Source organism: Yersinia bercovieri ATCC 43970, from assembly GCF_013282745.1.
GTDB lineage: Bacteria > Pseudomonadota > Gammaproteobacteria > Enterobacterales > Enterobacteriaceae > Yersinia > Yersinia bercovieri.
Window position 1 is genome coordinate 2,901,142 of the sequence record NZ_CP054044.1, and the last position, 23,152, is coordinate 2,924,293.

Here is a 23,152-nt window from a genome sequence, read left to right on the forward strand (position 1 = left end):
AGTCGTCTGAAATGGCTTTTGGTGATGGCTGTCACATAAAGGTGTAGAATAGGGCAAAATCGTAAGCGTATTAGTAAGATGGAAGATACTTGAAATTGTTTGTTACACCAAATAAATGATTAGACAATCATTAGTAAGCAGAGTTTCCTACTATTTGTTGTTATAATTTCATGGTGTTCTTGTTTCATCTAAAAATTTGCGTCTTTCGAGGTGGTTATGATTAAAATTACATGTCTTTCAGCGGTAGCAGCTTGTGTATTAGCAGTATCTGCAGGTTCAGCTTTTGCAGGTCAAAGCACCGTTTCTGGTGGTTATGCCCAGAGCGATTACCAAGGTGTTGCTAACAAATCTTCAGGTTTCAACCTGAAATACCGTTATGAGTGGAGCGATTCCCAACTGGGCTACATCACTTCTTTCACTCACACTGAAAAAAGCAGCTTCGGTGACAGCGCCTCTGTTTACAACAAAGCGCAATATAACGCGATCACCGCTGGTCCAGCTTACCGTATCAATGATTGGGCTAGCATCTATGGCCTGGTTGGTGTGGGTTATGGCCGTTTCAGCCAGAACTTCCCAACTTCTGCTAACGACAAAAACAGCACCAGCGATTACGGCTTCACCTATGGTGCGGGTATGCAGTTCAACCCAATCCAAAACGTTGCTTTGGACGTCTCTTACGAGCAGAGCCGTATCCGCAATGTTGATGTTGGTACTTGGGTTGCTGGCGTAGGTTATACTTTCTAAGCAACTGCTTAGGAGTATCAGCATCCAGCTTTAATGTTGAAATGCTGTGTTTGATAAAAATCCGCTCTCGGGCGGATTTTTTGCGTCTATTGGCATGGGGCAGTGATGCGTTTTGTCCTTGCACCCGCACTCATTTCAGTATGAGTTCAGCGCAAAGATTATCTCACTGCGTTTGCCGCAGCGGCAATCAGGTCAATGATCTGCTGTGGATGAGAGATATGTGAGGCGTGGCTGGCAGGCAATTCAATCACAATTTGTGCCTGAATTCGTTCGGCAAATCCGCGCTGTGTTTCTACCGGCAACATCCGGTCTTCGGTCGAAACCTGATACCAGCAAGGCTTCACCCGCCAGGCTGGCTGGGCAGATTTATCAGTAAAAGCACGTGCTGCTAAGGGTTTTTGCACCAAAGCCATCACCAATGCTTCGTTTTCATCAATATCCTGACACATGTTTTCATGGAACCTATCAGTGTCGATCCACAAAAAACCATTATCATCGGGGCGAATGTAAGCAGCGCCAATGGGGGGTTTACGTAAGGCAAAGAGGCTGGATAAGCTTTCACCGGCATCGGGAGCGAAAGCAGCGAGATAGACCATCCCAACCACATTTTGCAGATGCCCGACCTGAGTAATCACCATGCCGCCATAAGAGTGGCCAACTAATAGTGTTGGGCCATATAATGCGGTAGTTAGCTTAATAGTACACTCTACATCATCTGCCAATGAAGTTAGCGGATTTTGAATGGCAATCACCCGGTGACCCATGGCATGCAGTGCTGGAATAATATGCCGCCATTGTGAGCCATCAGCCCAGGCACCATGTACTAATAGGATATTAAGCTTAGTCGCCATATTTCCCCCGAAGCGGGTATTACCGAAACCTTGGATAATATCTACATGCAGAAATAGCATTCTTGACGAATAACAACTTCTACTCATTTACTGGTGCTAATTATTTTTCTAATCCGATAGGTATGTTATTAGAATTAATGAACTCTGTTATTAGACTTTAAGTATAAAGAACTACTGGCTGGTGGCTCTAGGATAAAGATGAAAATGAAACCTTTATTAAGACTATCAGCATGAGAGTTGACGGCATAAAATCGCTGATAACAAAAAGCATAAAAGTTAAAATAAATAAAAACAAGGGATTAACAAGATCTCATGTTGAAAATGGCAGACTAATTTACTGGTAAAAATAGAATAATATGACAAACTACTATTAGCTCTGATTTACCTTCACTGCTCTTATCGTGATTCACATATCAAGCTGCATTAAAATAAAAGTAATAGATTATAATAAACAGTAGGTTGTAATCATGACGACACTCAATGAGCAGGCTCCACTTATGCTACATGACACTAAACTTGAACAGCAGATTTTACGGCGATCGATTTTTTGTACTTTGATTATTGCCACCATGGGGATTGTTTTCGGTATTGTTTGTGGTTCGATGTCGATTATTTTTGATGGCATGTTCTCCGCCTTAGATGCCGGCATGTGCAGTTTATCCTTATTGGTTTCACGACTGCTAGGCCAACCGAATAGCCGGCGTTTTCAATATGGTTTCTGGCATGTAGAGCCGCTGGTATTGGCTTTTAATGGCAGCTTATTGGCTTTCCTCTGTCTGTATGCATTTGTTAATGCTATTAAAGGTATTATTGATGGTGGTCGAGAGTTAGAACTCGGCTGGGCGATTGTTTATGCTCTGGTTGTTAGCATTTTCTGTTTCACCATCTTCTTAAAACAGCATCGTTTGAATAAGCGCGTTAAGTCTGAGCTAATAGCGCTGGATACCAAGAGCTGGCTGATGTCAGCTTGCATTAGTTCTGCTTTATTGGTGGCCTTTTTACTCTCCTGGAGCATGGAAGGCACCCGTTATGAGCACTTAATTGTTTATACCGACCCCAGCGTATTAGCACTGTTAACCTTGATACTGATACCTGTTCCGATAAAAACGGTGATTGCGGCAGTGCGCGAAGTATTACAAATGACACCAGATACGTTAGATTCGTCCATGGAAAACTTAATGGATGAGCTGATGGCGAAATATAAATTTATTGACTATTCACATTACGCCACTCGTATTGGTCGAGGCTTATTTGTTGAAATTCATGTTGTTATACCGCCTGAAATGGAAAATAGTGGTGTACCTTATTTTGACAAAATACGTGATGAAATCTCCCATGCAATTGGTGAGTCCGGCCCCCATCGCTGGTTAACTATCTCCTTTACCCGCGATGCTAAGTGGTTATAGCGCAAAGGAGATAACCGGGCAGCTGATTTTAAATTAACTAACGAGGATCATGATGGTTATGGAAAAGATGATTGTTAAGCGCCAGGTAAAACTTAACTCTATTGACGCACCATCAAGATTTAACGCTGTATCCAAGGTCGCAATTAGTGATAGCACCATTGCTGCTCGTAAAGCCAAAATTATCAGCAATATGGTGCGGGCTGATCTCGATTACCTATTCGTTTATGCTGACAAAGAGCATGGTGGCAACTTTGAGTATCTTGCCGGGTTTATCCCCCGCTTTGAAGAAGCAGCGATGGTGCTGCATGTCTCAGGGGAGACTTATTTATTACTGGGCAACGAGAATTTAAAGTTATCGCAATATGCCAGAGTGGAGAATATCGGAATTCATGTTCCCTATTTCTCTTTGCCAAATCAGCCAATGGAAAACAGCAAAACATTGGTTGAGTTATTGGCTGATAGCGGTATTAAGCAAGCTAAAAAGGTCGGGGTGGCGGGATGGAAACTCTTTACCAGCAAACGGGACGATAATAGCCAGCTGTTTGATCTTCCCTATTTTATTGTGGATGCGATTAAGCAATCCGTTTCACCAACCACGGCGGTGATTAATGCTACCGCGCTTTTTATTGGCAGTGATACAGCGGCCAGAGTCACCAATAATGCTAATGAATTGGCTCATTATGAATATGGGGCGAATCTGGCATCTAATTGTATTCTTAAGGCACTGGCTGCGGTAGAGATTGGTAAAACAGAAAAACAGCTGGGCAGTTATCTTGCTGACGAAGGGCAACCGAATACCGTGGTGATGATTGCAGCGACGGGTGCTCGTTTTGAACAAGCTAATTTGTATCCCGGAGATAAAGCGGTGCAACTTGGCGATAAGATTTCATTGACCACTGGGTTTAAAGGCGGCCTGAGTAGCCGAACTGGTTATGCTGTCCATCACGCAGATGAACTGCCTTTAGCGGAAAGGGATTATCTCGATAGAGTCGCAATCCCTTATTACACCACTGTAGTGGCCTGGTTAGAAAATATTCGTATTGGCATGTTGGGCAAAGAGATCTATTCGCTCGTTGAGGCAGTACTCCCTAAATCGCAATATCACTGGTCATTAAATCCCGGTCATTTAGTGGCTGATGAAGAGTGGTTGTGTTCACCTATTTATAGTGATTCGGAAGAGATAATCAGCAGTGGTATGCTATTCCAAATTGATATTATTCCTGCGGTAAAAGGTTATGCCGGCGTGAGTGCTGAGGAGTGTATTGCGCTGGCGGATCAACAACTGCGTCATGACCTTGCGACCCATTACCCAGAGGTTTGGCAAAGAATAGTGCATCGGCGTCACTATATTTGTCATGTGCTGAATATTCGTCTCAGCGAAGAGGTGTTACCGATGTCGAATGCGGTGGGCTATTTGCGACCTTTTTTGCTGGATAAGCAGCGCGCATTGCAATGTATTGATGGGGCATAGCACTGATAGCTTAGGTCTCCATTGAGGTGACTTTAGGGGCGTTTTCGCCTCTTTTTACTGTAGATAGTTCGCAACAACCTCGGCTAAAACCGTGGTTCATCTTCGGATTTATCCCCCCTGCTGAGATTTCGTGCAAAACTGCAGGCGATACTCTTGCCATCTTGTGGCATAATGCGCGCCGAATCACATTTTCTATAATTCTTGAATATCCCTATTCAGTAATCCAATCGAGAGCGAGCTCTGTGCTAAGTACTAACAATATCACCATGCAATTCGGCAGCAAGCCGCTGTTTGAGAACATTTCAGTAAAATTCGGTGGCGGTAATCGCTATGGCCTGATTGGCGCTAATGGGTGTGGTAAATCCACATTCATGAAAATCCTTGGTGGTGATCTGGCACCAAGCGGCGGCAACGTATTCCTTGACCCAAATGAGCGCTTGGGTAAATTGCGTCAGGACCAATTCGCCTTTGAAAACAACACAGTGCTGGACACCGTTATTATGGGTCACGGCGAATTGTGGGAAGTAAAAGAAGAGCGCGACCGCATTTACGCCATGCCTGAAATGAGTGAAGCAGACGGCTATAAAGTGGCTGATCTGGAAGTTGCCTATGGTGAAATGGATGGTTACAGCGCAGAAGCCCGTGCCGGTGAATTGCTGCTCGGTGTCGGTATTCCGGTTGAGCAACATTATGGTTTGATGAGCGAAATCGCTCCCGGCTTCAAATTGCGTGTCTTGTTGGCGCAGGCCCTGTTCTCAGACCCAGAAATCTTGTTACTCGACGAACCTACCAACAACCTGGATATCGATACTATCCGCTGGTTGGAACAAGTGCTGAACGAACGTAGCAGCACCATGATCATTATTTCCCATGACCGTCACTTCCTGAACATGGTGTGCACCCACATGGCGGATCTGGATTACGGCGAATTGCGTGTTTATCCGGGTAACTATGATGAATACATGACGGCTGCGACTCAAGCTCGCGATCGTCTGCTCTCTGATAACGCCAAGAAAAAAGCCCAGATCTCTGAGCTGCAATCCTTTGTAAGTCGCTTTAGTGCCAACGCCTCTAAATCCAAGCAGGCCACTTCGCGCGCCCGCCAGATTGATAAAATTCAGCTTGATGAAGTAAAAGCTTCTAGCCGTCAGAACCCGTTTATCCGCTTTGATCAGGATAAAAAGTTGTTCCGCAATGCGCTGGAAGTTGAATTGCTGACGAAAGGTTTTGATAACGGCCCACTGTTTAAAAAACTGGATCTGCGTCTGGAAGTGGGTGAGAAAGTGGCTATCCTCGGGCCAAATGGTATCGGTAAATCTACTTTGCTGAAAACCTTGGTAGGGGATTATGAGCCAGATTCTGGCAGCGTAAAATGGTCTGAAAACAGTAAGATAGGTTACTACGCGCAGGATCACGCCAGCGATTTTGAGATCGATCTGACGGTATTTGACTGGATGAGTCAGTGGAAACAGGAAAAAGATGACGAGCAGGCTGTGCGCAGTGTGCTGGGCCGTTTACTGTTTAGCCAGGATGATATCAAGAAGAAAGTACAGGTCTTGTCTGGTGGTGAGAAAGGGCGGATGTTATTTGGTAAGTTGATGATGCAGCGGCCTAACATTCTGGTAATGGATGAGCCAACCAACCATTTGGATATGGAATCCATTGAAGCGCTTAACATGGCACTGGAAATGTACGAAGGCACGTTAATCTTCGTTTCCCATGACCGTGAGTTCGTCAGTTCATTGGCGAGCCGAGTGATTGAAATGACACCAAGCAAATTGATCGACTTTACCGGCAATTACGAAGATTATCTGCGTAGCCAGGGTATCCAGTCCTGATTATCTGATCGGGTGATAATAAGAGAGCTGATGCATTGCATCAGCTTTTTTTTGCACTGAACTCCGCTAAATCTTGCTGCAAACCTCGCAATTGAGATCTTTTGCTAGTTTTAAACTGCGAAATTCTGCGGTCATGGCGTCGTACATCAATATACGGCCGGATATCACCTGACCATAATTGGCCAGTAATTTTATCGCTTCCATTGCTTGCAAGTTACCAATAATACCCACTAATGGGGCCATCACCCCAGCTTCAACGCAGGTGAGCGCATTATTGCCGAACAATCGACTAAGGCAGCGATAACAGGGCTGATTCTCCTGATAGGTGAAGACAGTGATTTGCCCCTCCATCCGAATGGCAGCGCCTGAAACCAGGGGTTTACGTTGTGCATGGCACAGACGATTCAATTGTTCGCGGCTGGCGACATTATCCGTGCAATCCAACACTAATTGGTGTTCAGCAATGGTGGTAGCGAGTTGCTCATCATCTAACTGGGCATCAACTGTTTTCAGTGTCAGATGGGGGTTCATCTCTGATAGTGTCAGCGCCGCAGAGGCCACTTTAGACATCCCGATACGGCTATCGCGATGCAGAATCTGCCGTTGCAAGTTGGACAGAGAAACCCTATCAAAATCCAGCAGGCTAAGATGGCCCACCCCGGCCACTGCCAAATATTGTGCCGCCGCACACCCCAGGCCACCTAATCCAACGATCAGCACCTTAGCTGCGTTAAGCTTTTCCTGACCGTCAAAATCAAAATCGCGCAGGACGATTTGCCGGTTGTAACGCAGAGTTTGTGCATCGGAAAGTTCAGGCAACATCTCAGCTCCCTAGCAGCGCATTAAATAACTCTATCTCAACGATTTCGCCAATTTCAACTGAACCACGCTCCCGCTCAAGTACGATAAAACAATTCCCCTGACTAAATGAGCTAAATATATGGGACCCCTGATGGCCAGTGGTACGCACTTCCAGCTCGCCGTTGGCGTTGGTAGAGAAAATCCCGCGCTGGAAATCCAAACGACCTGGAGATTTTTTCAATTTAGTCACTGCTTTTGCCTTCAGGCGCACTGGCGGATGCCACTCAGAGTGGCCGGAGAGCTTGGCAATTAGCGGTTGCACTAACTGATAGAAGGTTAGGGCCGCTGAGACCGGGTTACCCGGTAAGCCACAGAACCAAGCATTCTCTAATTTGCCAAAAGCAAAAGGTTTGCCGGGCTTGATTGCCAATTTCCAGAAACCGATATCACCTAACTCCTCCAGCATCTGTTTGGTGTAATCCGCTTCACCGACTGAGACGCCGCCACTGCTAATAACCAGATCTGCAGTACCATCGGCTTGCTCAAATGCCTTACGCAATGCCTGCTGATCATCAGGGATGACGCCGAGGTCAATGATTTGGCATCCTAACTGTTGCAACATTAAGCGCACCGCAAAGCGATTAGTATCGTAAATCTGCCCTTCGCCCAACGGCTGCCCGATCGGCTGTAACTCATCGCCAGTAGAGAAAATGGCGACCTTCAAGGTGCGGAAAACCGTGACTTCGGCAATCCCCAATGATGCCAGCAAGGGGAGTTGCGCTGCGCCTAATTTTACGCCCGCGGGGAACACTGGCGCACCTTGTTCGATATCTTCCCCCGCTAAACGGATATTTTGCCCGATATGCACACTGCCATTAAATGTGACACCTTGTTCGCTCACCATGGCCTGCTCTTGCATGATGACGGCATCAGCCCCCGCAGGAATAGGGGCACCGGTCATAATGCGGACACAGGTATTGGCAGGCCACGAATCTTTAAAGGGCGCCCCCGCAAAAGCCTTGCCAGCCACCGGTAATGGCAGTCCGCTGCTAAGCTCATTACAGCGCACAGCATAACCGTCCATAGCCGAATTGGCGAAAGGGGGAACAGCAATGGGGGAAGTTATTGCACGGGCTGTGATACGCCCCGCAGCATCGGTTAACGGGACAATTTCTGTTGCTTGCAATGGCGTGACCTGTGACAGCATTTTTGTCAGTGCTTGTTCCAGAGAGAGTAAATCCGAGGTATTACAGTGATCCATGCTGAACTCCGTGGTCTGTGTGCACCCTGCTAAGGGTATGGCGGATGCAGAGCTACCAAATAAGAGAGCCATTATGGCAGAGAATGTATAGTGGGTGAATGGATGGAGGCCACAGACTGAGACTGTCTTGATCGGCGCGGCTCTTTTTCATTGGCATTTATCGTCGTCTGACAAAACAGGGGGATAATATGGACTATCAAAAAATTCTTAAATTCTGGTTTAGTGAAATGGACTCGGCGTTATGGTTTAAAAAGGATGAGGATTTTGATGCCCATCTACGCCAACATTTTGGTTCTGCCTGGCAGGCTGCATCAAAGGGGGAACTGGCCCATTGGCGGCAAAATATCGAAGGGCGTTTGGCTGAAATACTGGTATTAGATCAGTTCAGCCGAAATATGTTTCGTGATCTTCCCGCATCTTTCTCCTGTGATGGCATGGCGTTAGTGCTGGCACAAGAGGCTGTTAGCAGTGGTCAGGCCGGTCTGCTATCTGATATACAACGTGGTTTTTTGTATATGCCCTTTATGCATTCAGAATCAGCATTAATTTACCAGCAAGCGTTGACGTTATATACCGAATTAGGCAATAAGCTCCAACTAGATTATGAATTGCGCCATAAAGCAATTATTGATCGTTTTGGCCGTTACCCGCACCGCAATCATATTCTCGGGCGAGTATCCAGTGCTGAGGAGCAAGCTTTTCTATTACAGCCGGGGTCGGCGTTTTAATCTGAAAAGGCCAGCTTAAAAAGGTCAACATAACGGGCATTCCACCTCTTAATTGACAGGTGGAATGCGGTTAATAATAATTTCTGCTGTATTCGATAGCCACAATGCATATAGCCTTAGTGAGCATTGACTAAATAATGCTGAATGGTTGCCAGTAATTTTCCAGTCCCGCAACATGTATCATTATATCCTTCGGTATGTCGTCGATTAATCACCCGATCATGGGGGCACCCCCCGTGGCAAATAGAAAACCACTTACAATGGCGCATTTTTTCTGTCGCCTCGATCTCCTCATTGATGGCTTGTTGGTTGTGTGATGAATAAGCTAATAAATCGGCCAAATCAGTATCTAATAGTGAGCCATAGATGCTGTCTTTATCACCGACATATTTGTCACAGGGAGAGATATCACCATTGGGTTCTAAGGTGATTATCTCTTGTGAGCAATTACCAGACCAATAACATGCCGCCGGTTTGTTTTTTGGGTTTTTCAGTACTTTCATAAAATCGTCAAAAACCGCAATGTTTATCCTCCCCTGGTAGCCATTTACCCAAATATTAAACAAGTTTGATAGGAACTGGATAAAATCACTATAGCTGATAAAGCTATTATCTATGCGATCACCTTTAGCTAACCTATTATCGGGGACGATATTCAAGAATTCAATATTGGTTAGCTCTATTGAGATAAAGTAGTCTAACATCTCCTTCATATTAGTTTGATAAACTTCTCGGTCAACAACAATGAGCGCACCATATAAGATGTTGTGTTGGCGAAGTTTTTTTATCCCTTTTGCAATTCGATCGGATGTCCCCCTCCCTCGATAGTCAATGCGCCGTTTATCATTCACAGTGGGTACGCCATCAAGACTAATTCCGACATTCATACCAATGCCTTTGATAAATATTAACCACTCATCTGAGACGTTGACTAAGTTTGATTGCATGGTATTAGTTATATATTGCTCAGGTCGCTTAAATTGCTGTTGCAGCCAAATAAGTTTTTTGAAAAAAGCGGGTTTCAATAGTGTAATTTCCCCTCCATGCCAAACAAACTCAAATCTATTAATATTAGGAATGGCAAGTATTTGTCGAACTGTCCGCACGAGTGTTTGAAATGAAACTGTTTGATTTGGACCTTCAGCCCATGAATGACAATAGGTGCAACGAAGGTTACATAGTCGAGTTGCTTTCAATACAATGACGAGTTTTTTTGCTTTAATGGTTTTTGCTGAAATATTTTTATTTATTTCTTCATTGAAGATATCCAATTCAATAGTGTCGAGTAATTGTTCTGCTGGTACTTTACCAATAAGGTAAGCTGATAGTTCCTTGTATTCACATTTTTCGAGTCTTTCCAATTCCTGTGGATTTACATCGGCTATTTGAACGCAATCAATATTTTTTATCGGTATTGCACTCCCCATAATATACTCCTATTTTGTCATGTGAGTTTACCATCTTTTATGTTTATTATTCTGTTTCCGTATGTTGAAGCATCATCTGAGTGCGTAACCATAATGACAGTGGTTCCTTTTTGATTTATATATTTTAATTGCTGAAGAACCAGATGGGCATTTTTACTATCCAAATTTCCGGTAGGTTCATCAGCCAGTAATAATCCAGGTTCTGAAACCATTGCTCTGGCAATGGCCACTCGCTGTTGTTGGCCTCCGGATAGTTGCATAGGTTTATGATTTCGCCGATTATCAATATTAAAAAGATTTAACGCTTGATTTACTCGTTCAACCCGCTCCTTTTTTGCCACACCACGATACTTAAGTGGTAATGCAACATTGTCAAAAATGGACAGATGAGGAATTAAGTTAAATGATTGAAATATATAGCCTACTAGCACTCTTCTTAACGCTATTTTTTGCGACTGGCTCATGCCGATAATATTCTCTCCAGCCAGGGAGAAGAACCCACTATCAAGGCTATCAAACATACCAATGATATTAAGTAGTGTTGATTTACCCGATCCGGATGGCCCCATGATCGAAACAAAATCACCTTTTTCTACCCTAAAGTTGAGATCTCTAAGAACTTTGGTTTTAATCGTTTTGGTGGTGTAACATTTTTCAGCATTTTGCATGTTTAGCATGTTATTTGAACTCAATGATATCATATTCATTATTATTGGCCGCAGGAGGCGTTACAATTATTTGTCCTGCCCTCACTCCAGATGTGATTTCTACTTTCATCGCATTGCGATGTTTTACGGCCACTTTAGATTTAATCGCGTGATCATGTTCTGGTTGATAAATATAGACAAAACTATCTCCTTGCTTATCTGAGAAAATACTCTCAATGGGCGCTAGTAACACATTATTACTCTCTTCTTGTAATGGGATTTGTATTTCAATAGATTGTCCTCTCTTAAGTTGTATGCTGCTTTCTTTCAGTGGGATCAGTTTTGCTTTGAACTTTCCATTTTCAACAATAGTAGATACCGACTCAATAAGTAGTGGCGTATCTTGACCATTTATAGGAGAGGTAATATGGCTTTGTGGCTTGATTTTGTCGAGATAATACTCACTGAAGTAAACATTGAAATAATATGATGCTAAGTTGTCTATCACTGCAATTTTTTCGCCAGGTTTTATTTGCTGACCTAATTCAATATCCAAGACGGATAAAGTTCCATCAATAGATGCAGTAATAACTAATTGCTCCATACCTTTTTCAATTACCCCCAACATTTTCTCAAGTAATAAAATAGAATTATCTATATTTATAAGTTGTAAAGGGAGTGAATCGTTATTTTTATTGTTGTGTTCCATTAATATATTGCTTTTTATTTTCCAATTTCTTAACATGTCTGTTTGGTATTCTAGTTCTGACTTTGCAATCATGGATTTTCTATCAAGTACTTGATGTCTCATTAATCCTTTAGAAATGATGGTTATTTGATGTTGAGCCTCTTGTAAACTGATTTTCGTGTCTCGGTTATCTTGTTCCATCTGCATTTTCATATTACGTAGATTATTTATTTGTTCGGTAATGCTCGCTATTCTGGATGTCGTTTCTAGCATAAACTCATAGTTAGATAAACGGGCGATGACATCACCTTTAGCAACAGTATCAAAAGCTTGCTTGACGATTTCAGTCACTTTTCCACCTCGTTCACTTGATACAATTATGCTCTCTTTTGGTACTGTGATGGCTCGAGTAATCAATAAATCTTGATATACTTCTGGTTGAATAGTATGGAAAATCGCATCATCTCGAGAAATAAGTAAAGTGCGTTGTGTTGTAGATAAATAATAAAAGCAAGCAATAAATAGAAGTAAGATACAAAAGATGATTAATTTAACAGTTTTGTTCACAATGCTCTTCTTCTCAATGTTTATATCCATAATCTTTATTTCTTTGATTCTCTATTCAGTACGTTGATGCTGAAAATGAGTGTGATAGCCATGACTATAATGATGCTTAAAATGAAAGTGATAAGTGCACCTGCTCCATGGATATAGGATAACCCTTTAACCAAGCTGTATTGGTTCAGCCACCGTTGTAATAACAAAAAACTTATGGGGAGTGATATTGCCATTGCTATAATGATAGGTGTAATATTTTCTTGTATAAAGAAAATTATATTGGTGTAAATAGAGCCGCCAATGGACTCCATTATTTTTAATGTACTATCAAGTCGTTTTGTTTCTGAAATGCCCGTAATTACTGTGCTTATAAATATCAATGTTACCGAGAGTAAAGTGACGATGTTAATTGTTTCTTGCATTAGTATACTATTATTGAAGTGCTCTTTATGTAGGTTGTTAACTGATTTTATCTGCGTGGTATTGATATTGTAGCGCTCTAATATTCTCTCTAACTCCACCATGTCTTGTATATTTTTTAGTTTCACTGCTGCATAGCGCTGGGCGCTGTTTTTAATGAAAATAAGTAAGGGAGAGGGAGCATCCTCTCGATCTGCCAGATAAAAGTCATCTATCACTTTCAGTACTCTGACTGCTTGTTGGGAACCATTTTCGTTAATATAAAATAGATTGTTCAGTACCTGATCATAGGAGCGTAATCCCATTAAAGTTATAAACGATTTTGTGACAATAGCATGATACACATTGTTGTTGTCGCTGGGTAATAGTGGGTTCTCTTTACCTGCCACTATTTTTACTCCCCAGGTATTAATGAAATTCTTATCTGCGGTGAGTGAGTTAACTGTACTTAGTTTGTCTTTCTCTTGCTGATTGTGATGGAATACCGAGGTATTAGTTCGCGACATATCAAATGGTCGCCAGCTACTCATGGCGATATTATCAACTCCAATGGCGCTTCTTAATTCATCTTGTAAACTATTTATGACGGTTTTTGATTTCAATTCATCACTTAATGCAAATGTCACTACATTTTCTTTTTCATAGCCAAAGTTGTCATTTTGCATAAAACGCATCTGTGTCATTATACCTGCCCATAAATATATGATGGTGCCGGCAATAATAATTTGTATACAAAACATGATGCTATGTATATAGCGCAAGCGAGGTTGTTGAGCATAGAGGCTGATATCATAGGTGTTGTTGGGGAAAATAAAAGCACACAGAAAAATACAGTGAGCGAGTAAAATAGCAACATAAGTTGCTACTGATGTTATGGTCAATGCGGTTAAGAAATCGCGCTCACCTTGAATGAACATCAACTCCCTGATGCTATCTGAAAGTTGCGTGAGAGAGATTAAAATAAAAAGAACAAGTAACAGCATAAATGCTGTTTGTAATGTCGCGATAAAGAATGATTCAGTGAGTAACTGATAATGGGATGCGCCAACTGCTTTCTTTATATAAAAGCTGCTTCTCTTGTTTGTATTGATTACATTGTTGATATTGAAGAAATTCATCATAGTCGCAAAAAAAACAAACAAACCTGAGGCGTAGAGAGTATTTAAGTAGGAGACTGAAATTACTGTGCTTATTTCATCTGGCAATGCATTGTCGTAATGAATGTCGGTAATGTTTCTGGCGGAAAGTTGAATGAACTCTTCAGGGCTAAAGGGGGCGCCGGGGAGTTGAGGTGCGTGTTGGATAATGTGCGAATTTAATTGTTCAGGAGTGGGCTTTATAGCTGATTTCATCGTGATAAAAGCATAGGCGTGTGTATCATACCAGTCATGCCTTTTATCATGGTAACCTTCCATTATCTCGGAGGAGAAGGCAATAACTGCAGTGGTTTTAAAACGGCTAGATGCGTTGAGTTCAACGACATCTTTAATGATATATTGCTCTTTATCCCCTAATGTAATTATCTGCCCTTTAGGGGCATCCAAATGTAGATATTGCTGATTAAATTCAGGGGTGATGATGATTTCATTCTTCGCCAGATAGGGGATTTTTTGTTGATATAGGTTTAAGGTGCTGAGAAGATTAGTGCTAACTGCATAGATATCAACATTTGAGTACGCCTTATCATTAACCTGCAAACGGGTAAGTATCCGTACGATATAATCCACTTGCTTAATATTTTTATCACTTTTTAGTACTGAAATAAGTGGTAGAGGGACTTGCGCTGATTTAACTTCTTCCCCGTTAGGTAGATTAAATGTGGTCTCTACCCTATAGATATTATTATAGTTATTATTGTGTTTTTCAATACGATAATCTGTTAGGTAAAGAAGTAATACCAAAAAAGATGATATCAATCCAATAGCCGTTATTACTATTGCTAACAGGCTTGATAGCGGGCTTAGCTTCAGGTCATTGAAAAATTCACTTGTTAGCATGGGATTTATCCATTGGCCTTAATAAATTTTAGTGATGATGTTATTTATCGTTAATGGTTATACTAATTGTTGTCACCTCATCGAGGTATAATTTTTAAATGGCTTAATATCTCAAAAGAGTGCTATTAAGATTAAGATGCTTATAAAAGCATCTTAATCTATTTTTACTAAATGATTTCATTGGCTACTTTATTGTTGTGTAAAGCTTTTTGACCAGCTCCAGGCCGTTATTTCGTTATTGAAATTGTTATTTTTTAGATTTTCAATTTCATGGTCACTAATAGAGAGTAAATTACTTTTAAATGATTGGTCTAACGATTCTAACTTAGCTTTTAATGCCATTAAGTTACTATTGCTTGTTTTTCTATCTGTGTGGTGTGAAGTATACATATAATTCTCCATTTAAATAGTTTCCTTTAGATGCTGCTCAATATTGGTATCTATTGAGCCAGTTATTTGTAATTCTTTTTCACCATTTTATCAACGTTTTTTTGCAGTGAGTTTTATAATGCTTAATTAATTTTATTATTGCATTGAATACTTATTGGTTATTAACGTAACGAGAATAACTTTCGACATCCACTATTAAATAAAAAGCCCCGCAGGGGCTTAAGGTATTTATATATAGATAATCCGGTCAGTTACCCCCTGTTAGGGGTGTAAATGCTCTGCATGGAAACGCAGATGATCTTCAATAAATGTCGCTATGGTAAAATAGCTATGATCATAACCTGGCTGAATACGCAGAGTCAGTGGCCAGTCACGTTGGCGCGCCAGTTCGGCTAATTTTGCTGGTTGCAACTGCTCGGCAAGGAACTGATCGCCATCGCCTTGATCGACCAACATAGGTAACTGAACTGCTGCATGGGTCAGTAAATGGCAACTATCGTACTCTAGCCATTGGCTCTCATCACGGCCCAGATAGGCAGTAAAGGCTTTGCGGCCCCAAGGCACCTGACACGGATTCACTATCGGCGCAAAAGCAGACGCTGACTTATATTGCAGCGGGTTGCGCAGCGCCAACATCAGCGCTCCGTGACCACCCATTGAGTGGCCACTAATAGATTGACGTTCACTAACACTAAAGTGCTGGCGGATCAGGGCGGGCAACTCCTGGCTGATATAGTCGTACATCCGAAAATGTGTCGACCAAGGGGCTTGGGTTGCATTCAGATAAAACCCCGCCCCCTGACCCAAGTCATAACCATCGTCATTAGGAACGTCTTCGCCACGTGGGCTGGTATCGGGCATTACCAACACCAATCCCAGTTCCGCGGCAATTCGCTGTGCACCAGCTTTCAGTGTGAAATTTTCATCATTACAGGTTAGCCCCGACAGCCAGTAGAGCACTGGCGGTGGGTTATCATCCCGTGGTGGTGGCAGATAGATGCTGAAAGTCATATTGCAATTCAGGCTGCTGGCGGCATGGCGATAGCGTTGCTGCCATCCACCAAACATCCGGTGCTCTTCGAGAAGTTCAAGTGACGTATTCATGCGTTGTCTGCCTCCTTGCTCTAGCTGTTTTGCAGAGAATGGGTTTGTGATGATTGATCAAAATGAATCACGGTACGAATGGATTTGCCTTCATGCATTAAGTCAAAAGCTTCGTTGATCTGATCCAAGCCCATGGTATGGGTAATGAAATCACTCAGAGCGAACTTACCATCCAGATATTGCTGCACAATGCCCGGCAGCTCTGAGCGGCCTTTTACGCCACCAAATGCAGAGCCACGCCATACACGGCCGGTCACCAACTGGAATGGGCGTGTCGAGATCTCTTCACCAGCACCGGCGACACCAATGATGACTGATTCGCCCCAGCCTTTATGGCAACACTCCAGCGCGGAACGCATGACATTGACGTTGCCAATGCATTCAAATGAGAAATCTACACCGCCATCGGTCAGCTCGACAATTACATCCTGGATAGGTTTATCATAATCTTTCGGGTTGATCAGGTCAGTCGCGCCCAGTTTGCGAGCCAGCTCGAATTTACTGGTATTAAGGTCGATGCCGATAATTCGGCTAGCACCGGCCATCTGTGCGCCAATAACGGCAGATAAACCAATGCCACCCAAACCGAAGATAGCGACGGTATCGCCGGGTTTGACTTTGGCGGTGTTGATCACCGCACCCATACCAGTGGTGACGCCACAGCCCAATAAGCAAACTTCTTCTAATGGCGCTTCTTTATTTATTTTTGCCAGTGATATTTCTGGCACCACTGTCAGCTCAGAGAAGGTTGAAGTACCCATGTAATGGAAGATTGGCTGGCCATTTTTAGAGAAGCGGGTGGTGCCATCCGGCATCAAGCCCTTGCCCTGTGTAGTGCGGATAGCCTGGCACAAGTTGGTTTTACCGGAGCGGCAGAATTTACATTCGCCACACTCAGGCGTGTAGAGCGGGATCACGTGATCACCGACAGCAACACTGGTCACGCCTTCACCCACGGCTTCAACAATCCCGCCACCTTCATGACCGAGGATCACCGGGAATATCCCTTCAGGATCTTTGCCCGATAGGGTGTAGGCGTCAGTGTGGCAAACCCCACTGGCGACAATCCGTACAAGCACTTCGCCTTTTTGTGGTGGCATCAAATCAACTTCTTCAACGGATAGCGGCTGGTTTGGCCCCCATGCGACTGCAGCGCGGGTTTTAATCATCTCCATGGTGTTGCTCCTATAGCTTCTTTATGATGTGTGTTATATAAATATATTCGTTATGTATCATATATGTTGCGCGTGTTCTTGCGGGAAAACTGCAACTTATATTGTATGTATTATGACCGGAAACTTCAGTTTTGCTTGCTCAATCAATGGGTTTCAATCTGTTCGATGATCAGCTCTTTCAGTGCGCGGACATTGGGGCTAAAGGCGTCTTTACGCCAAATAAGCCAGGTGGCGGTGTCGGCAATATCCGCTGGTAATTGATGGACTTGCACTCGTTCATAGCCCGGTAATAGCGCTAATACGGCGTGTGGGATCAGCGCCAGCCCGGCACCACTTGCCACACAGGCTAGCATGGCATGGTAGGAGTGAATTTCCATAATATGGCCCGGCAGGACACCGGCCTGACGGAACCAACTCTCCAGCCGCAGCCGGTAAGAACAGCTGGGGCGAAAGGCGAAGAGCGTCTCATCCACGGCATCACGAGCTTGCAGAATAGGTGGGTGATCGAGACAAGAAATGATCACCAGTTGCTCCTCGAAAGAGCGGCAGCCGTGCAGTTCATCGTGCTGAACAGGGCCATCGACCAGGGCTGTCGCCAGGGTTCCGGCACGGACTTGCTCAATGATTTCACCTGAAGTCCCGGTGGTCAGCGACAAAGAGACCTTGGGATAGCGCTGGTGATAAGCCGCCAACAAATTGGGCAGGCGGGTTGCCGCAGTGCTCTCCATTGAGCCTAGCGGGAAGTTGCCTGCCGGTTCACCCGCATGGGTAATGCGCATCGCCTCTTCGCTCAGCGCCAGAATTCGGTTGGCGTAGCAGAGAAAGTTGTGGCCCATGGGGGACAAGCGCAGGCGCTGCTTTTCGCGGATAAACAGGTCTGCGCCCAGCTCAATTTCAAGCTGACGCAGGCGTGTGGTTAAATTTGAAGGAACGCGGTGCATCTGCTCCGCTGCTCTGGCAACGGAACCGGTTTCCGCCACGCAGCAAAACATGCGTAGCTGGGTCAGATCCATATGTATTCTCTTTTTGTGATGAACTTAATGAGTATTATTCATTTTTTGTGATTCTAATGCTCAGGCATGATATTGGCAACTCTCTTTTAACGGACTGGCAGAGTGATCCGCTGGCAGAGTAATGAATAGGTGGGGTGGATGGCATTAAGAATCGCAATAAGTGGCTTTCTGGCATTAGTCGTTGCAATGGGGATTGGGCGGTTTGCTTTTACGCCACAAGTGCCACTGATGATTGCAGAGCATCAATTTACTTTGACCGGCGCGGGGTTAGTTGCGGCCTTTAATTATCTGGGCTATCTGTTTGGTGCCTTTGATGCTATGCGGGCCAGTCGCCATGTTGAACGGCGCTTATGGTTGGGGCTGTGGGGGGCAGTAGCCCTGACGCTACTGTCGGCGGTAGTTGACGGGCCGTGGTGGCATGGGGTGGTGCGGTTTGCCATTGGTTGGGCCAGTGGTTGGTCGATGGTGCTGATCGCGGCCTGGACCAATGAACGTCTGGCGCATTTTGGTCGCCCCGCACTTAGCGCCGCCGTATTTGCCGGGCCGGGGGCCGGTATATTCATCAGCGGTATGCTCGCTGTGCTTATCCATAGTTATGAGTTATCAGCGGCACAGGCCTGGATCCTGTATGGCGTATTGGCACTGGTTATTATTGCCGCCATAAGTATCAATCTGCCACGGAGTGGGGAGCTGCATCGCCCCCATATTGCTGCGGTTCCGCTGATCTTAACCCCGGCGCTAAAACGTCTGGTTTGGAGCTACAGTCTGGCGGGATTTGGCTATATTCTGCCCGCCACTTTTCTGTCACAAATGGCCAGCGCGCGTTTTCCCGACAGCCTATTTGCTCAGTTCGTTTGGCCGGTGTTCGGCGGGGCGGCAGTCATCGGGATCACTATCGGTATTCTGACTCGCCACTGTTTGACCGCACAGACGCGTCTGGCGCTGACATTATGGGTTCAGGCGCTGGGCGTACTCTGTGCCGAGTTAGTTCCTGGAGTCAGTGGGTTGGCATTAGGCGCACTATTGACCGGCGGCGGCTTCCTCAGTGTGGTTCAGCTCTCATTGCAGCATGGCCGTGAGTTGGCACCAGAACATACCCGCTATATGGCTGGGTTGTTGACCACGGGTTATGCCATTGGGCAGTTGGTCGGCCCGATACTGTCGGCTATCTCAACCGCATTAACCCATCGGCTGGAACCGGCGCTCTATGTGGCGGTGGTCGCGCTGGTGATTGCCGGTGCACTGGTGATTAAAACCCCGGCTCGCGCCCGTGAAGCGGTGGTGGTGGGATGATTGGCGGCTAAGGGATAAGCCGAGACTGGCGCTCATCATGACAGAGAGAACCATTGGATATGAATAACAATCACTGGATAATCATTTTGCTCTCAACTACAGTGTGGTGCAAAATCTGGGTGTGATCTGCATCATGTTTATCTCGTCCGGACGCGTAGCCTGTTGGAGAAAAGAATGTCATCGCTAAGTAAAGAAGCTGAGCTGGTTCATGAAGCGCTGCTGGCTCGTGGCCTCGAAACCCCATTGCGCAAGCAAGAGTTAGATGCCGAAACGCGCAAGACTTTGATTCAAGAGCATATGACCCAAGTCATGCAATTATTGAATCTGGATTTAACTGACGACAGCTTGGCTGATACGCCAAGACGTATTGCCAAAATGTATGTTGATGAGATTTTCTCCGGACTGGATTACGAAAATTTCCCCAAAATCACCTTGATTGAGAATAAAATGAAGGTCGATGAGATGGTCACGGTACGGGATATCACCCTCACCAGCACCTGCGAACATCATTTTGTGACTATCGATGGTAAAGCCACGGTGGCGTATATTCCTAAAGATAGCGTGATTGGGTTATCCAAAATCAACCGCATCGTGCAGTTCTTCGCCCAGCGCCCGCAAGTGCAGGAGCGATTGACGCAGCAAATTCTGCTGGCGTTACAGACGCTATTGGGCACAAATAATGTCGCTGTTTCGATTGATGCGGTGCATTATTGTGTCAAAGCACGGGGCATCCGTGATGCAACCAGTGCCACCACCACCACATCATTAGGCGGATTATTCAAATCCAGCCAGAATACTCGCCAGGAATTCCTGCGCGCTGTTCGTCATAATAGCTAATATCACCACGGCTAATTAGCCTTTTGTCACAGCGGGCACCAATGGGTGCCCATGCACAGGATGTCGGGTATGCGTCAACGCATCGCAACGTTAGACAGTGCGCGCGGGCTGGCCATTCTTGGCATTCTGCTGCTCAATATCAGCGCCTTTGGCCTGCCAAAGGCCGCTTATCTAAATCCCGCTTATCTGGGTCTCCCCTCACTGTCTGATAGCTGGAGTTGGGCCATTCTCGATATTGTGGCGCAGGCGAAGTTTTTGTCCATTTTTGCCATTTTATTTGGCGCGGGCCTTGAACTGCTGCTTAAGCGGGGTAAGGGCTGGATACGGGCGCGCCTCTCCTTGCTGCTCTTACTGGGATTGATTCACGGCATCTTCTTCTGGGATGGAGACATCTTATTTGCTTATGGTTTGATTGGCCTGGTGTGTTGGCGAATGATCCGTGATGCTAAAGATGCCGCCAGCTTACTGCGTACTGGTGCGGTGCTTTACCTGCTCGGGGTCGCGGTACTATTGCTACTGGGATTTGTCACCAGCGGAGAGCCGGGCCGCTTCTGGCAACCGGGGCCAGCAGATCTGCAATATGAGCAATTCTGGAAGCTGCAAGGGGGGATGGAGGCGTGGAAGAATCGGCTGGATCTGTTGTCATCCAATTTGATCGCCATCGGCGCGCAATATGGCTGGGAACTGGCAGGCTCCATGCTATTTGGTGCAGGATTAATGCGCTCCGGCTGGCTGCGCGGCGAGTTCAGCTTACACCACTACCGGCTGATTGCAGCATGGTTGATACCGCTTTCATTGCTGATCCAGATACCGGGAGTGGCGCTGCAATGGGCTGTCGGCTGGGATTACCGCTGGACGGGCTTTTTGCTGCAAGTCCCCCGTGAGTTAGGTGCGCCATTACAGGCGCTGGGGTATCTGGCACTACTCTATGGCTTCTGGCCGACATTGTCCGGCTTGCGTGTTAGCCATTGGCTGTCACAGGTTGGCCGAATGGCGCTAAGCAACTATTTGCTGCAAACATTGATATGCACGCTGCTCTTCTATCACTTCGGCTTATACCAGCAACTTGACCGCTTGCAGTTGCTGGCAGTAGTGCCGCTGGTCTGGCTGTGTAACATTCTCTTCTCTCTGTTTTGGCTAGGTTATTTTTCCCAAGGGCCGGTCGAATGGCTATGGCGAAAATTGACTGCATATGCCTGTGGTCAATCGTTACAACCTCGCAACACTAAGCCCTGAATACGTCCACAAGATAAAAATGATGAGCGGGTTACAAATTTGTATGTAAACGTTTTCTTTCTTGTGACGTATTTCACGTGGCAAATTCAACAAACTGGGTAGGATAGGCCACCTGCCATGCCCAGTGGATCACCAAGCGCATGGTGACTTATTGATAGGGTAAGGTCATGGCCGCTCTGCATTCATCTGGCAACAGTATTACTATTCGCGATGTGGCCTCACGGGCTGGCGTTTCGTTGGCGACGGTATCGCGAGTTCTCAATAATAGCGCGGCTATCCGGCCAGAAACCCGTGCCGCAGTGCTGAAAGCGGTGTCTGAACTGGGTTACCGCCCGAATGCCAATGCGCAGGCGCTGGCGACACAAACTAGTGACACGGTTGGTGTGGTGGTGATGGATGTTTCAGATCCCTTTTTTGGTGCCTTGGTGAAAGCGGTAGACACTGTTGCTCAACGGCACCAAAAATACGTGCTGATCGGCAATAGTTACCATCAGGCCGACAAAGAGCGTCATGCTATTGAGGTGCTACTCCGTCAGCGGTGTAACTCGTTGGTTGTGCACGCTAAGGCATTGAGTGACGGCGAGTTAATCGGCTTTTTAGAGCAAGTTCCCGGTATGGTTCTGATTAATCGAATTATTCCTGGGTTTGAGCATCGCTGTGTAGGATTAGACAATGTTAGCGGTGCGCAAATGGCGTGCCGGTTGTTGCTCAAACAGGGCCATCAACGTATTGGTTTCCTCGGTTCAAATCACCCTATTGATGATGTCATGCAGCGCCAGACCGGCTACCGGAATGCACTTGAGGCTGCCGGTATCACTGCTCTCGATAGTTGGCGCGCCTATGGCACGCCAGACCTGGCAGGGGGGGAGCGCGCTATGATTGATTTGTTGGGGCGCAATTTACAGCTCAGTGCGGTGTTCGCCTATAACGACTCAATGGCTGCTGGCGCATTGGCTGCGCTGAAAGAGAACGGTATCAGTGTCCCTGAGCAGTTCTCGCTGGTGGGCTTTGATGACATCCCCATTGCGCGCTATACCAGCCCCAAACTCAGCACAATCCGCTATCCAATTGTTTCTATGGCAACTTTAGCCACAGAATTGGCTCTGGCCGGTGCAAATCACCCCCTAGATCCTCAGGCGACCTACTGCTTTACACCGACGCTGGTGCCACGGCACTCTGTCGCAATTTGTGGCGGCGCTCACTAGTTAGATATTTATTCTTGTGTAACCGTTTTCAATCTGTGAGAAAATTCACAGATTCTTAACAA

At 45.3% G+C, this 23,152-nt stretch carries 20 protein-coding genes; 9 read left to right on the forward strand and 11 right to left on the reverse strand.

The genetic code is table 11. The annotated features are described in order from the left end of the window. The first annotated feature begins 216 nt into the window (after positions 1 to 216). Positions 217 to 744: an outer membrane protein OmpX gene (gene ompX / locus HRK25_RS13075; RefSeq protein ID WP_005273890.1), complete on the forward strand. Its 528-nt coding sequence runs from the start codon at positions 217 to 219 to the stop codon at positions 742 to 744. Between the two features lie 158 nt (positions 745 to 902). Here ompX and HRK25_RS13080 read toward each other — a convergent pair whose 3' ends face one another. Then, on the reverse strand, positions 903 to 1,595 hold the full coding sequence (locus HRK25_RS13080) for an alpha/beta fold hydrolase (protein ID WP_032897742.1): 693 nt from the start codon (positions 1,593 to 1,595) through the stop codon (positions 903 to 905). Positions 1,596 to 2,062: 467 nt separating this feature from the next. Between HRK25_RS13080 and HRK25_RS13085 the strand changes: the two genes are divergently transcribed. The 3 genes from HRK25_RS13085 (at position 2,063) to HRK25_RS13095 (ending at position 6,310) form a co-directional block, all read left to right on the forward strand. Beyond that, positions 2,063 to 3,001 carry a cation diffusion facilitator family transporter gene (locus tag HRK25_RS13085; RefSeq protein ID WP_032897711.1) on the forward strand — a complete coding sequence of 313 codons (939 nt, stop codon included), beginning with the start codon at positions 2,063 to 2,065 and terminating at the stop codon, positions 2,999 to 3,001. 58 nt (positions 3,002 to 3,059) lie between these two features. Next, positions 3,060 to 4,472 (forward strand): M24 family metallopeptidase, encoded by a 1,413-nt coding sequence (locus tag HRK25_RS13090; protein ID WP_032897740.1) that lies wholly within the window; start codon positions 3,060 to 3,062, stop codon positions 4,470 to 4,472. 242 nt (positions 4,473 to 4,714) lie between these two features. Next, positions 4,715 to 6,310, forward strand: coding sequence for an ABC-F family ATPase (locus tag HRK25_RS13095; protein WP_071984904.1), 1,596 nt, complete (start codon positions 4,715 to 4,717; stop codon positions 6,308 to 6,310). Positions 6,311 to 6,376: 66 nt separating this feature from the next. On the opposite strand, the gene moeB is transcribed toward HRK25_RS13095, so the two are convergent. Together moeB and moeA are read right to left on the reverse strand one after the other, a co-directional pair. Beyond that, a complete protein-coding gene (gene moeB, locus HRK25_RS13100) occupies positions 6,377 to 7,132 on the reverse strand; it encodes a molybdopterin-synthase adenylyltransferase MoeB (RefSeq protein WP_005273878.1) in 756 nt (251 codons plus the stop codon). Between the two features lies 1 nt (position 7,133). After that, positions 7,134 to 8,372, reverse strand: coding sequence for a molybdopterin molybdotransferase MoeA (moeA, locus tag HRK25_RS13105; protein ID WP_005273876.1), 1,239 nt, complete (start codon positions 8,370 to 8,372; stop codon positions 7,134 to 7,136). A gap of 188 nt (positions 8,373 to 8,560) precedes the next feature. On the opposite strand from moeA, the gene HRK25_RS13110 reads away from it, so the two are divergent. Next, positions 8,561 to 9,100 carry a DUF924 family protein gene (locus tag HRK25_RS13110; RefSeq protein ID WP_005273873.1) on the forward strand — a complete coding sequence of 180 codons (540 nt, stop codon included), beginning with the start codon at positions 8,561 to 8,563 and terminating at the stop codon, positions 9,098 to 9,100. A gap of 116 nt (positions 9,101 to 9,216) precedes the next feature. Here HRK25_RS13110 and darE read toward each other — a convergent pair whose 3' ends face one another. The 8 genes from darE to ptrR all read right to left on the reverse strand — a co-directional run bounded on the left by darE (position 9,217) and on the right by ptrR (position 18,519). Next, complete coding sequence (gene darE / locus HRK25_RS13115; RefSeq protein ID WP_005273871.1) at positions 9,217 to 10,527, reverse strand: darobactin maturation radical SAM/SPASM protein DarE; 1,311 nt, start codon at positions 10,525 to 10,527, stop codon at positions 9,217 to 9,219. A 17-nt stretch (positions 10,528 to 10,544) separates the two neighbouring features. Further along, positions 10,545 to 11,204, reverse strand: a complete 660-nt coding sequence (darD, locus tag HRK25_RS13120; protein ID WP_005273869.1) for a darobactin export ABC transporter ATP-binding protein — start codon at positions 11,202 to 11,204, stop codon at positions 10,545 to 10,547. A 1-nt stretch (position 11,205) separates the two neighbouring features. Then, positions 11,206 to 12,459, reverse strand: a complete 1,254-nt coding sequence (darC, locus tag HRK25_RS13125) for a darobactin export ABC transporter periplasmic adaptor subunit (RefSeq protein ID WP_005273866.1) — start codon at positions 12,457 to 12,459, stop codon at positions 11,206 to 11,208. Between the two features lie 5 nt (positions 12,460 to 12,464). Then, a complete protein-coding gene (darB, locus tag HRK25_RS13130) occupies positions 12,465 to 14,837 on the reverse strand; it encodes a darobactin export ABC transporter permease subunit (RefSeq protein WP_032897708.1) in 2,373 nt (790 codons plus the stop codon). A 189-nt stretch (positions 14,838 to 15,026) separates the two neighbouring features. Beyond that, on the reverse strand, positions 15,027 to 15,227 hold the full coding sequence (darA-e, locus tag HRK25_RS13135) for a peptide antibiotic darobactin E (RefSeq protein ID WP_032897738.1): 201 nt from the start codon (positions 15,225 to 15,227) through the stop codon (positions 15,027 to 15,029). A gap of 261 nt (positions 15,228 to 15,488) precedes the next feature. After that, positions 15,489 to 16,331 carry an S-formylglutathione hydrolase gene (gene fghA, locus HRK25_RS13140; RefSeq protein ID WP_032897705.1) on the reverse strand — a complete coding sequence of 281 codons (843 nt, stop codon included), beginning with the start codon at positions 16,329 to 16,331 and terminating at the stop codon, positions 15,489 to 15,491. Positions 16,332 to 16,351: 20 nt separating this feature from the next. Next, the gene (locus HRK25_RS13145; protein WP_005273855.1) at positions 16,352 to 17,506 is read right to left on the reverse strand and encodes an S-(hydroxymethyl)glutathione dehydrogenase/class III alcohol dehydrogenase; all 1,155 of its coding nucleotides are present in this window, start codon (positions 17,504 to 17,506) and stop codon (positions 16,352 to 16,354) included. Between the two features lie 143 nt (positions 17,507 to 17,649). Continuing rightward, positions 17,650 to 18,519: a putrescine utilization regulator PtrR gene (gene ptrR, locus HRK25_RS13150; RefSeq protein ID WP_005273851.1), complete on the reverse strand. Its 870-nt coding sequence runs from the start codon at positions 18,517 to 18,519 to the stop codon at positions 17,650 to 17,652. A gap of 138 nt (positions 18,520 to 18,657) precedes the next feature. Here ptrR and HRK25_RS13155 point away from each other — a divergent pair, with 138 nt between their 5' ends. The 4 genes from HRK25_RS13155 to galS all read left to right on the forward strand — a co-directional run bounded on the left by HRK25_RS13155 (position 18,658) and on the right by galS (position 23,090). After that, complete coding sequence (locus tag HRK25_RS13155; protein ID WP_005273847.1) at positions 18,658 to 19,812, forward strand: YbfB/YjiJ family MFS transporter; 1,155 nt, start codon at positions 18,658 to 18,660, stop codon at positions 19,810 to 19,812. Between the two features lie 174 nt (positions 19,813 to 19,986). Then, entirely contained in the window at positions 19,987 to 20,649 is a 663-nt protein-coding gene (folE, locus tag HRK25_RS13160) for a GTP cyclohydrolase I FolE (protein ID WP_005273844.1), read from the forward strand. Between the two features lie 69 nt (positions 20,650 to 20,718). Beyond that, positions 20,719 to 21,885, forward strand: a complete 1,167-nt coding sequence (gene yeiB, locus HRK25_RS13165; RefSeq protein WP_099460593.1) for a DUF418 domain-containing protein YeiB — start codon at positions 20,719 to 20,721, stop codon at positions 21,883 to 21,885. Positions 21,886 to 22,052: 167 nt separating this feature from the next. Continuing rightward, positions 22,053 to 23,090: an HTH-type transcriptional regulator GalS gene (gene galS / locus HRK25_RS13170; RefSeq protein ID WP_005273838.1), complete on the forward strand. Its 1,038-nt coding sequence runs from the start codon at positions 22,053 to 22,055 to the stop codon at positions 23,088 to 23,090. Positions 23,091 to 23,152 lie beyond the last annotated feature (62 nt).